We start from the raw sequence: 12,575 nt of genomic DNA on the forward strand, positions 1-12,575 counted from the left end.
CGCACCTCCGGGCCCACCCGCCGCGCACCTGACCCGCCCGGCCCTGCACGGCCGTACCGGGCGGTTTCCGCCTGCCCTCTTCCCGGGGATTGATAAAAGGCGGCGATCAATCGGGTTCACGTTTCCGATAACGGAACCCTTGACGCATGACGGACGCCAAGCAAGACTCCCGTCCATCGGTCGGCATTGTCGAACACCTTCCGGATATACGCGTTAGAGTGTGGCAACGCCAAGGGCCGCCATCGCTCTCACACCGAGGGCGCCGGAACACCCGGAGGGACCCGGGATTCGGCTTCCCCTGGACGAAGGACAAAGGAGTCGCGGGTGTCCAGCTCCGACATCTTCATCGGCGAGACCATAGGGACCGCCATACTGATCCTGCTGGGCGGCGGCGTGTGTGCCGCCGTCACGCTCAAAGCGTCCAAATCCCGCAACGCCGGCTGGCTCGCCATCGCCTTCGGGTGGGGTTTCGCCGTGATGACGGCCGTCTACATAGCGGCCCCGCTCTCCGGCGCCCACCTCAACCCCGCCGTCACCGTCGGCATCGCGCTCAAGGACGGGCGGTGGACCGACGTCCCCGTCTACCTCGCCGGCCAGTTCCTCGGCGCGATGATCGGCGCGGCCCTGGTCTGGGCCGCCTACTACGGACAGTTCCACGCCCACCTCACCGACCGCGAGATCGTCGGCGGTCCGGGCGCGCGGAAGACCTCCGCCAAGGCCGTCGAGGCGCGGGAGACGGGGGCCGGTCCGGTCCTCGGCATCTTCTCCACCGGCCCCGAGGTCCGCAACGCGGCGCAGAACCTCACCACGGAGATCATCGGCACCTTCGTCCTGCTGCTCGCCGTCCTCACCCAGGGCCTGAACGACGAGGGCAACGGCCTCGGCACCCTGGGCGGCCTGATCACCGCGCTGGTGGTCGTCTCGATCGGCCTCTCGCTCGGCGGACCGACCGGGTACGCGATCAACCCGGCCCGCGACCTCGGACCGCGCGTCGTGCACGCCCTGCTGCCGCTGCCCAACAAAGGCGGCTCCGACTGGACCTACGCCTGGGTGCCGGTCGTCGGCCCGCTGATCGGCGGCGCCGCCGCGGCGGGCGTCTACAACATGGCGTTCGCCTAGGCGCACGGCCGCCCCGGCCCGGCCCCACGGCCACACGGCCCCCGGCCACCCGGCCCGGCCGCACGGCACCCGCCGTACCCGCCGTACCCGCCGGTTAGCCCACCGACCCCGAGACCTCAGGAGCACACAGTGACCGACGACCACTCCGCCAAGATCGCCTCGCACGGCCACGGGCCCTTCATCGCCGCGATCGACCAGGGCACGACGTCCTCCCGGTGCATCGTCTTCGACCGGGACGGCCGCATCGTCGCCGTCGACCAGAAGGAGCACGAGCAGATCTTCCCGCGTCCCGGCTGGGTCGAGCACGACGCCACCGAGATATGGACCAACGTGCAGGAGGTCGTCGCCGGAGCGGTCGGGAAGGCCGGCCTCACCCGCGCCGACATCGCGGCGATCGGCATCACCAACCAGCGCGAGACCACGCTGATCTGGGACCGCACCACCGGCGAACCGGTGCACAACGCCATCGTCTGGCAGGACACCCGCACCGACGCCCTCTGCCGGGAGCTGGGCCGCAACGTCGGCCAGGACCGCTTCCGCCGCGAGACCGGGCTCCCCCTCGCCTCCTACTTCGCCGGCCCCAAGGCCCGCTGGCTCCTCGACAACGTGGACGGCCTGCGCGAACGCGCCGCCCGCGGGGACCTGCTCTTCGGCACCATGGACTCCTGGGTCATCTGGAACCTGACCGGCGGCATCGACGGCGGCCGGCACGTCACCGACGTCACCAACGCCTCGCGCACCATGTTCATGAACCTCCACACCATGGAGTGGGACGACAAGATCTGCGAGTCCATCGGCGTGCCCCGCCGGATGCTCCCGGAGATCCGCTCCTCCGCGGAGGTCTACGGCGAGATCAAGGGCGGCGTACTCGGCGAACTGCTCGGCGGCATCCCCGTCGCCTCCGCGCTCGGCGACCAGCAGGCGGCCCTCTTCGGGCAGACCTGCTTCGCCGAGGGCGAGACCAAGTCGACGTACGGCACCGGCACCTTCATGGTGATGAACACCGGCTCCAAGATCATCAACTCCTACAGCGGGCTGCTGACCACCGTCGGCTACCGCATCGGCGAGGCCGATCCGGTCTACGCCCTGGAGGGCTCGATCGCCGTCACCGGTTCGCTGGTGCAGTGGATGCGCGACCAGATGGGCCTGATCTCCACCGCCGCCGAGATCGAGACCCTCGCCCTGTCGGTCGAGGACAACGGCGGCGCCTACTTCGTGCCCGCCTTCTCCGGCCTGTTCGCCCCCTACTGGCGCTCCGACGCCCGCGGGGTGATCGCCGGACTGACCCGGTACGTCACCAAGGCGCACCTCGCGCGCGCCGTGCTGGAGGCGACCGCCTGGCAGACCCGGGAGATCGCCGACGCGATGACCAAGGACTCCGGCGTCGAGCTGGCCGCCCTCAAGGTCGACGGCGGCATGACCTCCAACAACCTGCTGATGCAGACCCTCGCCGACTTCCTGGACGCGCCCGTGGTGCGCCCGATGGTCGCCGAGACCACCTGCCTCGGCGCCGCCTACGCCGCCGGCCTGGCCGTCGGCTTCTGGAACGGCACCGACGACCTGCGCGCCAACTGGCGGCGGGCCGCCGAATGGACCCCCCGCATGGACGCGGAGACCCGCGACCGTGAGTACAAGAGCTGGCTCAAGGCCGTCGAACGGACCATGGGCTGGCTCGACGAGAGCTGACGCGCGCCGACGACGCCGACGTGCCGGCGGCGGTCCCCCGGGACCGGCGCCGGCCGCCCCACGGGTGACGGGGGTCCCGCCCCGCCCCGGCGCCGCCGCAGACCGCCGGCCGAGAAGGAGCAAGAGGAAGCGATGACCACACAGTCCACCCTCCAGTCCGCCCCCGCCCTGGGAACCCGCCTGCTCGCCGGCCCCAACCCGAGCCGCGCCGAGACCCGCGAGCTGCTCTCCCGGGCCTCCTACGACCTCCTCGTGATCGGCGGCGGCATCCTCGGCCTGTCCACCGCCTGGCACGCCGCGCAGTCCGGGCTCCGGGTGGCCGTGGTGGACGCCGGCGACTTCGCCGGAGCCACCTCCTCCGCCTCCTCCAAACTCCTCCACGGCGGGCTGCGCTACCTCCAGACCGGCGCCGTGCGGCTGGTGGCGGAGAACCACTTCGAACGCCGCGCCGTCTCCCGCCGCGTCGCCCCGCACCTGGCCCGCCCGCTCACCTTCTACCTCCCGGTCTACGAGGGCGGCCCGCACGGCGCGGCCAAGCTGGGGGCCGGCGTCTTCGCGTACTCGGCGCTCTCCGCCTTCGGCGACGGCGTCGGCCACCTGCTCTCCCCCGCCCGCGCCGCGCGGGACGTGCCGGAGCTGCGCACCGAGAACCTCAAGGCGGTGGCGGTCTACGGCGACGACCAGATGAACGACGCCCGCATGGCCCTGATGACGGTCCGGGCGGCCGTCGAGGCGGGCGCGGTGGTCCTCAACCACGCCGAGGTCACCGGGCTGCGCTTCACCCGGGGCCGGGTGACCGGCGCCGAGCTGACCGACCGGCTCTCCGGCGACGCGTTCGGCGTCGACGCCCGGCTGGTGCTCAACGCCACCGGCCCCTGGGTCGACCACCTGCGCCGCATGGAGGACCCCGGGGCGGCGCCCTCGATCCGCCTGTCCAAGGGCGCGCACCTCGTCCTGCGGCGCACCTCGCCGTGGCGGGCGGCCCTGGCCACCCCGATCGACAAGTACCGGATCACCTTCGCCCTCCCCTGGGAGGACATGCTGCTGCTCGGCACGACCGACGAGGAGTACGAGGGCGACCCGGGGGACGTCGCGGCCACCGAGAAGGACATCGCCCAGATCCTCGACGAGGCCGCCTTCTCCGTCCGCGACCAGCAGCTCGACCGGGACCTGATCACCTACGCGTTCGCGGGGCTGCGGGTGCTGCCCGGCGGGCCCGGCGACACCGCGAAGGCCCGGCGCGAGACGGTGGTCACCGAGGGCCGCGGCGGCATGCTCTCCGTCGCCGGCGGCAAGTGGACCACCTTCCGCCACATCGGCCGCACGGTGGTGCGGACCCTCCAGACGCTGCCGGGCGGACCGCTGGGCGACGCCTTCGCACCGGTCTCCGCGCTGCCGAGGAAGCTGCCCCTGCCCGGCGTCGCCAACCCGCACGCGGTCGCCCACCGGCTGCTCACCGACCACCCGGCGTCCGGCCCCCGTATGGCCGCCGACACCGCCCGGCACCTGGCCACGCACTACGGCTCGCTCGCGTTCGACGTGGCCCGGCTGGCCAACGCGGACCCCGCGCTCGCCGAGCGCGTCCACCCCGACGCGCCGGAGATCTGGGCGCAGGTGGTGTGGGCCCGGGACCACGAGTGGGCCGCGACACCGGAGGACGTGCTGCGCCGGAGGACCACGCTGACGGTCCGCGGAGTGGCCACGGAGGACGTGCGCGCGAAGGTGCGGGACCTGCTCGGCCGGAGGTGACGCGGGGCCCCCGCCGCGGGCCCCCGCCCGCCCCGCCGCACGGGGTGTCCGGGCCCCCCGATCGGGGCAGTGATCCGGTCACCGCCCCGTGCAAGGGGGCTGCGGGCGGCCCCTCGTGACGCCGTAAGGTTGGGGGGTACGCGAGGGCTCGTCGGAAGGAGGCGCTGGGTGATCGAGCTCGAGGGGGTTCCCGAGCTGATCGACCCGGTCATGGTGGCCGCGTTCGAAGGCTGGAACGATGCCGGTGACGCCGCTTCCACCGCGGTCGCGCACCTGGAGCGGGAGTGGAAGGGCGAGGTGTTCGCGGCGCTGGACGCCGAGGACTACTACGACTTCCAGGTCAACCGTCCCACGGTCTTCATGGAGGGCGGCGTCCGCAAGATCACCTGGCCGACGACCCGGCTCTCCGTGGTCCGCGTCGGCGGCGACACACCGCGCGACCTGGTGCTGGTCCGGGGGATCGAGCCGTCCATGCGCTGGCGCTCGTTCTGCAACGAACTGCTCGGCTTCGCCCACGAGCTGGGCGTCGAGCTGGTGGTGGTGCTCGGCGCGCTGCTGGGCGACACCCCGCACACCCGCCCGGTGCCGATCAGCGGGACCACGTCGGACGCCACGCTGGCCGGCCGCATGGACCTGGAGGAGACCAAGTACGAGGGCCCGACGGGCATCGTCGGCATCCTCCAGGAGGCGTGCACCCACGCCGGGGTGCCGGCCGTGTCACTGTGGGCGGCGGTGCCGCACTACGTCTCGCAGCCGCCCAACCCGAAGGCGACCCTGGCCCTGCTGAACCGGCTGGAGGACCTGATCGACGTCCGCATCCCGCTGGGCGACCTGCCCGAGGACGCGCGCGCCTGGCAGGTCGGCGTGGACCAGCTCGCCGCCGAGGACACCGAGGTCGCCGAGTACGTCCAGTCGCTGGAGGAGGCCCGGGACACCGCGGAGCTGCCGGAGGCGTCGGGCGAGGCGATCGCCCGCGAGTTCGAGCGGTACCTGCGGCGCCGGGACGGCTCGGGGCCGGGCGCCGGCCCTCACGCCACCGCGGACGGGAGCGAGGGCCTGCCGGGCACCCCGTACCTGAAGGACAATCCGAGCGGCCGGACGCGTCCGCCGAAACCGCCGAAGGCGGGCGGGGACGACGAGGACTCCGCCGAGGACTGACCGCACCGGACAGAGGGACACAGACGGACGGGGGGCGCTTCCCGCGAGGAAGCGCCCCCCGTCCGTCGTACGCGAGACCCCGTCAGAGCGCCACGCCGAGCAGCGCGTCCACGGCCCGGGAGACGACACCGGGCGCCCCGGCGTCCGTGCCGCCCTCGTCCTGCTGGCGGGCGACCCAGCGGTCGACCGCGTCGAGCGCGGCCGGCGAGTCCAGGTCGTGGGCGAGGGCCGCGCGGATCTCCTCGACCAGCGCCTCGGCCGGCGGTCCGTCGGGCCGGGAGACGGCGGCCCGCCAGCGCTCCAGCCGGTCCTGGGCGTCCCGCAGCACCTGGTCGGTCCACTCCCAGTCCGACCGGTAGTGGTGGGCGAGGAGCGCGAGCCGGATGGCCGCCGGGTCGACGCCGTCACGCCGGAGCGTGGAGACGAAGACCAGGTTGCCTTTGGACTTGGACATCTTCTCGCCGTGCAGAGCGACCATCCCGGCGTGGACGTACGCCTTGGCCATCGGGAACTCGCCGGTGAGCACCTGGGCATGCGAGGCGCCCATCTCGTGGTGCGGGAAGGCCAGGTCGGAGCCGCCGCCCTGGACGTCGAAGCCCATGCCGAGGTGGTCGAGGGCGATGGCCACGCACTCGATGTGCCAGCCCGGCCGGCCGGGGCCGAGGGAGCGGCCGTCCCAGCACGGTTCGCCGTCGCGGGCGCTCATCCACAGCAGCGGGTCGAGCGGGTTCTTCTTGCCCGGCCGGTCGGGGTCGCCGCCCCGCTCGGCGGAGAGCAGCCGCATGGCGGCGGCGTCGAGGCCGGAGACGGCACCGAAGTGCGGGTCGGAGTCGACGGAGAAGTACACGTCCCCGTCCAGGTCGTAGGCGGCGCCCGCGTCCCGCAGCCGCTCGACGAGCGGGACGATCCCGGGTATGGCCTCCACGGCGCCTATGTAGTGCCGCGGCGGCAGCATCCGCAGCGCCGTCATGTCCTCGCGGAAGAGCGCCGTCTCCCGCTCGGCGAGCTCGGCCCAGTCGAGACCGTCGCGCTCGGCCCGCTCCAGCAGCGGGTCGTCGACGTCGGTGACGTTCTGCACGTAGTGGACCTGCCGCTTGGTGTCGAGCCACACGCGCTGCACGAGGTCGAACGCGTTGTAGGTCGCCGCGTGTCCCATGTGCGTGGCGTCGTAGGGCGTGATGCCGCAGACGTAGATTCGGGCGACGGGGCCGGGGGCGAGGGTGACCAGCGCCCCCGTCGCGGTGTCGTGGATCTCCAGGTCGCGGCCCTGACCGGGCAGGGCGGGGACCTCGGAAGCGGGCCAGGCATGCATGTCATGAGCGTAACCGGACGGATGTTCCGTACACGAACCGGACCGGGCCGGTTGGCCGGTCCGGCACTCTTGCGTCTCGGCCGCCGGTGTGCTGTACCCGTCCCGGGGCCGTCAGACGGGCGGCCAGGGGATGGCGGGCCACTCCCCGCCCGGTCCGGGGTGCCGGCCGGAGGCGAGCAGGGCGGCGACCCGCGCGCGCGTGGCGTCCAGTTCGGCCGGGGTGATCAGCTCCCCGAGCCGGTCCGCCAGGGGCGTGCCGTCGCCGAGCGCCTCCCGGAGGGTGTCCAGCACCGCGAGGGCCTCCCCGGTGAGCGGGTCCCCGGCCCAGCCCCACAGCAGGGTGCGCAGCTTGTCCTCGGCGTGGAAGGTGACCCCGTGGTCGATGCCGTAGAGCCGCCCCCGACCGGCGGGCAGCAGGTGGCCGCCCTTGCGGTCGGCGTTGTTGACCACGGCGTCCAGGACGGCGAGCCGGCGCAGGCGTTCGTCGTCGGCGTGCACCAGCAGCGCGGGGCGTCCCTCCTCGGTCTCGGCGAAGGCGACCGCCTTCCAGCCGGGGGCGGGCTCCTCCTCCTCGACCAGGGCGAGCAGCTCGGTGCCGGGCACCGCCTCGATCCAGAGCTGGCACATGCCCTCGCCGTAGGGGCCGTCACGGAGCACGGTGGGCGGCACCAGACCCCAGCCGGTCGCCTCGGAGACCTCGTAGGCGGCGACCTCCCGCCGGGCGAGGGTGCCGTCGGGGAAGTCCCACAGGGGCCGCTCCCCGGCGACGGGCTTGTACACGCACGCCGCCTCGCGGCCGTCCCGGGAGACGGTGCAGTAGAGCGCCGCGTTGGAGGCGCCGCGGATGCGTCCGCGCACGGTCAGCTCGCCCTGGGCGAGGAGCCGTACGGTCGCCGCGTCGTGGGTCACGCTCCGCGGCGGTATCCGTTCTGGCGCGGACATACGTGTCCTTCCGGGTCGAGCGGGAGGCTGCACAGCGGACACGGTGGCCGCCCGGCGTTGACGACGTCGAGGGCGCGTTTGGCGAAGGCCCTGGCCTGCGCGCCGGTGAGGCGGACCCGGAGCATCGGGGGGCCGTTCTCCTCGTCCTGGAGCATCCGCTCCTCGGCCTCCGCCAGGTCCTCCTCGGACTCGGCGTCCAGCTCCACCAGGGCCTGCGCCTCGACGATCATGCGTTCGTCCTCGCCGTCCCAGGCGAGCGCCATGGTGCCGACGCGGAACTCCTCCTCGATGGGGGTGTCCAGCGGCGCCGTGTCGGCGTTCTCGGTGGGTGCCATGGCGGGGACGGCGGTGCTGCCGCCGCTGCGCCGGACGACCTCGTCGAGGAGTTCGTCCATGCGCTCGGCGAGCGCGGCGACCTGCGTCTTCTCCAGGGCCACGCTGGTCACCCGGGAGCCGGCGATGGCCTGGAGGAAGAACGTACGGCGTCCGGGCAGCCCGACCGTGCCGGCCACGAAACGTTCCGGTTGGTCGTAGAGGAACACCTGACGGGACACGTCCTGTCTCCATGGAAGTCGGAAGGGATGTCGGGAGGGATGCGGAAGGGCGACGACGGGCACTGCTGCGACCGCTTCACCCTACTGCGGCCGACGATCACGGTGCGCCCGCACCGCCACCGACCGGGGCCTCCGCGGCGGGCGGCTCCTCGCGCGGCACCAGGGAGGCGAAGTCGCCGGTGTCGCCGAGGCGCACCAGGAAGGGCCGCAGCCGGGTGTAGCGGATCACGGTGACCGAGCAGGGTTCGACCGAGATCCGCTGGAAGAGGTCGAGATGGAGGCCGAGCGCCTCGGCGACCAGGGACTTGATGATGTCGCCGTGGGAGCACATGAGGTAGACCGCGTCGGCGCCGTGGTCGCGCTCCACGCGCGCGTTCCACTCGCGCACCGCCTCGGCGGCGCGGGTCTGCATGGCGCGCATCGACTCGCCGCCCGGGAAGGCCGCGGCGGAGGGGTGGGCCTGCACGACCTCCATCAGCGGCTCGTCCTTGAGGTCGGCGAGCTTGCGGCCGGACCAGTCGCCGTAGTGGCACTCCCCGATCCGTTCGTCGGTGTGCGCGCTCAGGCCGGGGTGGGCCTCCAGCAGCGGCCGGACGGTCTCCTGGCAGCGCTGGAGCGGGCTGACGACGATCTCGGAGAGCGGCAGGCCGGCGAGCCGGGCGGGCAGTGCGGCGGCCTGCGCGGCCCCGCGGTCGTCGAGGGCGACGCCGGGCGTCCAGCCGGCGAGCACTCCTTCGGTATTGGCGGTCGAACGTCCGTGCCTGACCAGGATCAGCGTGGGCATGCGGCCAGGGTAGGCCCCGGACGCCGTGCGAACGCACCGGGCCGAGGGGAGAATGCGTTCGATGATCGTCGACTGTGCCATCTACCGCGACGGGCGCCGGGCGGAGGGGGGCGAGGACCTCTCCGCGGCGCTCGCCGAGGCCCGTGAGGCGGGCGGCTTCGTGTGGATCGGGCTGCACGAGCCGACCGAGCAGGAGTTCGACCTGGTCAGCCGCGAGTTCGGGCTGCACCCACTGGCCGTGGAGGACGCCCTCAAGGCGCACCAGCGGCCGAAGCTGGAGGTGTACAAGGACTCGCTCTTCGCCGTCCTGAAGCCGGTCGTCTACGAGGCGCGGAGCGACTCCGTCTCCACCGGCGAGCTGATGATCTTCCTCGGGGACGCGTTCGCGGTCGTGGTCCGGCACGGCGAGGGCTCCCCGCTCGCGGCGGTGCGCCGGCGCCTGGAGCACGAGCCGGAACTCCTCGCCAAGGGCCCCACGTCGGTGCTGTACGCGATCGCCGACGCCACCGTCGACCAGTACCTGGAGGTCGCCGTCGAGCTCCAGAACGACCTGGAGGAGCTGGAGGCGGAGGTCTTCTCGCCGGACGGCGGCGGCACGCGGAACACCGCGTCGCGGATCTACGACTTCAAGCGGCAGGTGCTGGAGTTCCGCCGGGCGACGGTGCCGCTCGCGCCCCCGCTCGCCAGGCTGGCGGGCACCGGGACCTTCGGCGCGGTGGTGCCCTTCGTCGACGAGCGGGCGCGGCCGTTCTTCCGGGACGTCAACGACCACCTGCTGCGCGTGAACGAGTCGGTGGAGGGCCTGGACCGGCTGGTCTCCGACATCCTGTCGGCACACCTGGCGCAGATGAGCGTCCGGCAGAACGACGACATGCGGAAGATCTCCGCGTGGGCGGCGATGGCGGCGGTCCCCACGATGATCGCCGGGATCTACGGCATGAACTTCGCGCACATGCCGGAGCTGGGCTGGGAGTGGTCGTACCCGGTGGTGATCGTGGTGATGGCGGGGCTGGAGCTGCTGCTGTACCGGCTGTTCAAGCACCGGGGGTGGCTGTAGCGCCGCGGGGCGCGTGTCGGGTGCGGCGGCGTCAGACGGTTTCCGGGGCCGGTACGGCCGGGCCGCCGAGGGCGTCGCGCAGCTCGGGCGGGCGCAGCGTGACCAGGCGGCGCCAGCCGCCGAGCCGCTCGTAGAGGTACATCGCGTGGATGCCCGCCGCGAGCAGCGCCGAGCGCGCCCGCGACCAGCCCAGCACGCGGCCCATGTGGGCCATCACCGCGAGGCTCACGTCCCGGTAGACGCGGATCTCGGCGAGGGCGCACGCGCGCAGCGTCCGCTGGATGTACCGGCCGTGTCCGGCGGCGGCGAAGCGGAGCAGTTCCTCGTGGGCGTAGGCGAGGTGGTTGTCCTCGTCGGCGGCGATCATGCGTACGGCGCGTCCCACGTCCGGGTGATCCGCGAAGTGCTTGCGCAGCAGCGCCATCTGGCCTGCCGCGCGTTCCTCGGTGACCCGGCTGTGGGCGAGGTAGGTGATGACGTCCCGCACGGTCAGGGGGCGGTCGGCGCGGAGCTGGTCGTGCGCCAGGCCGATGCCGTGCCGCTCCAGGAGCATGGTGTAGTCGGTCTCCGGGGGGACCTCCACCGGCTCCAGACCGCGTTTCTTCAGCAGCGCGTGGAAGATGCGCCCGTGCTTGTCCTCGTCCGCCCCGTGCCGGGCGATCTTGGGGGCGAGGTCGCGCTGGCTCTCGGGCACCAGGGCCGCGATGCGCGCGTTCTCCCAGCCGCCCTGCGACTCCCCGCTGGCCGCGATGGAGCAGAAGAGACGGAAGGACTCGTCGTGGTCGAGGATCTCCTGGAACAGGCTCTTCGCCGAAAGCATCGGTGGCACCTCTCTGCCTCTGCAAGGTCGTTCCGCAGGTCCGCAGAGAACGAGTCAACTGCGAGGCGAGGGGCGGGGCAAACGCTCGGTGCGACGGCTCCGCCGAACGGCGGACACATGACCGGCGCAACAGGGGCGCGCGGACGCGTAACCCCGGGCGCGCGGGCGCGTTGTTCCCTGTGACGGCCGTGGCGGGGAAGACCCCCGAGCCCCCACCACGGCCGCGAAACTTCCCGGGTCCGTTGCTTCCCGGTCCGTTGCTTCCGCCCTAGGCCAGGCCGGCGCGCTCCAGGGCCTCGGTGCCGGCCCGGAGCGCGGCGATCCGCTCGTCCAGCGTGAAGCCCGCCGGGGCCAGGGTGAGGGTGGTGACCCCGGCGGCGGCGTAGGCCCGCATGCGGTCGGCGATCCGGTCGACCGAGCCCAGCAGCGTGGTGCGGTCGATCAGCTCGTGCGGCACGGCGGCGGCGGCGCCCTGCTTGTCGCCGGAGAGGTACTTGTCCTGGATCTCGGCGGCCTCCTTCTCGTACCCCATGCGGCCGGCGAGCCGGTTGTAGAAGTTCTGCTCGCGGCTGCCCATGCCGCCGACGTACAGCGCCGTGTAGGGGCGGAAGGTGTCGGCGAGCGCCGCCACGTCCTTGTCGTCGCCGAGGGCGAGGGGGAGGGTGGGGCAGACGTCGAAGCCGTCGAGGGTGCGGCCCGCCTTCTCGCGCCCGGCGCGCAGGTGCCGGATCGCCGTCTCCTCCAGGTGCTCGGCGGAGGGGAAGATCAGCAGGGCGCCGTCGGCGATCTCGCCGGTCTGCTCCAGGTTCTTCGGTCCGATCGCGGCGACGTAGAGCGGGATGTGCTCGCGCTGCGGGTGCACGGTGAGCTTGAGCGGCTTGCCCGGACCGCCGGGCAGCGGCAGCGTCCAGTGCGTCCCCTCGTAGGAGAGGCGCTCGCGGGTCATCGCCTTGCGCACGATCTCGACGTACTCCCGGGTGCGGGCCAGGGGCTTGTCGAACTTCACGCCGTACCAGCCCTCGGAGACCTGCGGGCCGGACACGCCGAGGCCGAGGCGGAAACGTCCCCCGGAGAGCGAGTCGAGCGTGGCGGCCGTCATCGCGGTCATCGCGGGCTGCCGGGCGGGGATCTGGAAGATCGCGGACCCGACGTCGATGCGCTCGGTCTGGGCGGCGACCCAGCTCAGCACCGTGGCCGCGTCCGAGCCGTACGCCTCCGCGGCCCAGCAGACGGCGTAGCCCAGCCTGTCGGCCTCCTGGGCGACGGCCAGGTTGTCCGCGTCCATTCCGGCACCCCAGTAGCCGAGGTTGATCCCGAGCTGCATGGCCGATTCCCCTTACTGATCAGTAACGTCGCTGGTGCACCGACCTTAGCGCGCGCGACTCGGTTGTCCA

11 protein-coding genes are annotated in these 12,575 nt (G+C 73.0%); 5 read left to right on the plus strand and 6 right to left on the minus strand.

Going from position 1 to position 12,575, the window contains the following annotated elements:
• Window positions 1-324: 324 nt before the first annotated feature.
• From J5Y05_RS25560 to J5Y05_RS25575, 4 genes are all read left to right on the plus strand, one after another.
• The gene (locus tag J5Y05_RS25560; RefSeq protein WP_210875425.1) at window positions 325-1,119 is read left to right on the plus strand and encodes an MIP/aquaporin family protein; all 795 of its coding nucleotides are present in this window, start codon (window positions 325-327) and stop codon (window positions 1,117-1,119) included.
• Window positions 1,120-1,248: 129 nt separating this feature from the next.
• The gene (glpK, locus tag J5Y05_RS25565; RefSeq protein ID WP_307854088.1) at window positions 1,249-2,805 is read left to right on the plus strand and encodes a glycerol kinase GlpK; all 1,557 of its coding nucleotides are present in this window, start codon (window positions 1,249-1,251) and stop codon (window positions 2,803-2,805) included.
• A gap of 132 nt (window positions 2,806-2,937) precedes the next feature.
• Window positions 2,938-4,554, plus strand: coding sequence for a glycerol-3-phosphate dehydrogenase/oxidase (locus J5Y05_RS25570; protein ID WP_210875426.1), 1,617 nt, complete (start codon window positions 2,938-2,940; stop codon window positions 4,552-4,554).
• A 168-nt stretch (window positions 4,555-4,722) separates the two neighbouring features.
• On the plus strand, window positions 4,723-5,712 hold the full coding sequence (locus J5Y05_RS25575) for a PAC2 family protein (RefSeq protein ID WP_210875427.1): 990 nt from the start codon (window positions 4,723-4,725) through the stop codon (window positions 5,710-5,712).
• An 82-nt stretch (window positions 5,713-5,794) separates the two neighbouring features.
• Here J5Y05_RS25575 and mshC read toward each other — a convergent pair whose 3' ends face one another.
• From mshC to J5Y05_RS25595, 4 genes are all read right to left on the minus strand, one after another.
• Window positions 5,795-7,024, minus strand: coding sequence for a cysteine--1-D-myo-inosityl 2-amino-2-deoxy-alpha-D-glucopyranoside ligase (gene mshC, locus J5Y05_RS25580; protein ID WP_210875428.1), 1,230 nt, complete (start codon window positions 7,022-7,024; stop codon window positions 5,795-5,797).
• Between the two features lie 111 nt (window positions 7,025-7,135).
• On the minus strand, window positions 7,136-7,966 hold the full coding sequence (locus J5Y05_RS25585; RefSeq protein WP_210875429.1) for an SCO1664 family protein: 831 nt from the start codon (window positions 7,964-7,966) through the stop codon (window positions 7,136-7,138).
• Complete coding sequence (locus J5Y05_RS25590) at window positions 7,930-8,520, minus strand: DUF3090 domain-containing protein (protein WP_030418060.1); 591 nt, start codon at window positions 8,518-8,520, stop codon at window positions 7,930-7,932. The genes J5Y05_RS25585 and J5Y05_RS25590 overlap by 37 nt, the downstream gene beginning before the upstream one ends.
• A 97-nt stretch (window positions 8,521-8,617) precedes the next feature.
• Window positions 8,618-9,304, minus strand: coding sequence for a histidine phosphatase family protein (locus tag J5Y05_RS25595; protein WP_210875430.1), 687 nt, complete (start codon window positions 9,302-9,304; stop codon window positions 8,618-8,620).
• Between the two features lie 61 nt (window positions 9,305-9,365).
• On the opposite strand from J5Y05_RS25595, the gene J5Y05_RS25600 reads away from it, so the two are divergent.
• Complete coding sequence (locus J5Y05_RS25600) at window positions 9,366-10,361, plus strand: magnesium and cobalt transport protein CorA (RefSeq protein ID WP_210875431.1); 996 nt, start codon at window positions 9,366-9,368, stop codon at window positions 10,359-10,361.
• Between the two features lie 31 nt (window positions 10,362-10,392).
• Here the strand turns inward: J5Y05_RS25600 and J5Y05_RS25605 are convergent, their stop codons facing one another.
• Both J5Y05_RS25605 and J5Y05_RS25610 read right to left on the minus strand, forming a co-directional pair.
• Window positions 10,393-11,181: a ferritin-like domain-containing protein gene (locus tag J5Y05_RS25605; protein WP_210875432.1), complete on the minus strand. Its 789-nt coding sequence runs from the start codon at window positions 11,179-11,181 to the stop codon at window positions 10,393-10,395.
• Window positions 11,182-11,449: 268 nt separating this feature from the next.
• A complete protein-coding gene (locus tag J5Y05_RS25610) occupies window positions 11,450-12,505 on the minus strand; it encodes an LLM class F420-dependent oxidoreductase (protein WP_210875433.1) in 1,056 nt (351 codons plus the stop codon).
• Window positions 12,506-12,575 lie beyond the last annotated feature (70 nt).

This window comes from Streptomyces tagetis (assembly GCF_018069565.1).
Classification (GTDB): domain Bacteria; phylum Actinomycetota; class Actinomycetes; order Streptomycetales; family Streptomycetaceae; genus Streptomyces; species Streptomyces tagetis.

Excerpts from the sequence above, each read along its gene's own strand:
- J5Y05_RS25570 (WP_210875426.1), top strand. The coding sequence starts at position 2,938 with ATGACCACACAGTCCACCCTCCAGTCCGCCCCCGCCCTGGGAACCCGC.
- mshC (WP_210875428.1), bottom strand. The coding sequence starts at position 7,024 with ATGCATGCCTGGCCCGCTTCCGAGGTCCCCGCCCTGCCCGGTCAGGGC.
- J5Y05_RS25585 (WP_210875429.1), bottom strand. The coding sequence starts at position 7,966 with ATGTCCGCGCCAGAACGGATACCGCCGCGGAGCGTGACCCACGACGCG.
- J5Y05_RS25595 (WP_210875430.1), bottom strand. The coding sequence starts at position 9,304 with ATGCCCACGCTGATCCTGGTCAGGCACGGACGTTCGACCGCCAATACC.
- J5Y05_RS25600 (WP_210875431.1), top strand. The coding sequence starts at position 9,366 with ATGATCGTCGACTGTGCCATCTACCGCGACGGGCGCCGGGCGGAGGGG.
- J5Y05_RS25605 (WP_210875432.1), bottom strand. The coding sequence starts at position 11,181 with ATGCTTTCGGCGAAGAGCCTGTTCCAGGAGATCCTCGACCACGACGAG.
- J5Y05_RS25610 (WP_210875433.1), bottom strand. The coding sequence starts at position 12,505 with ATGCAGCTCGGGATCAACCTCGGCTACTGGGGTGCCGGAATGGACGCG.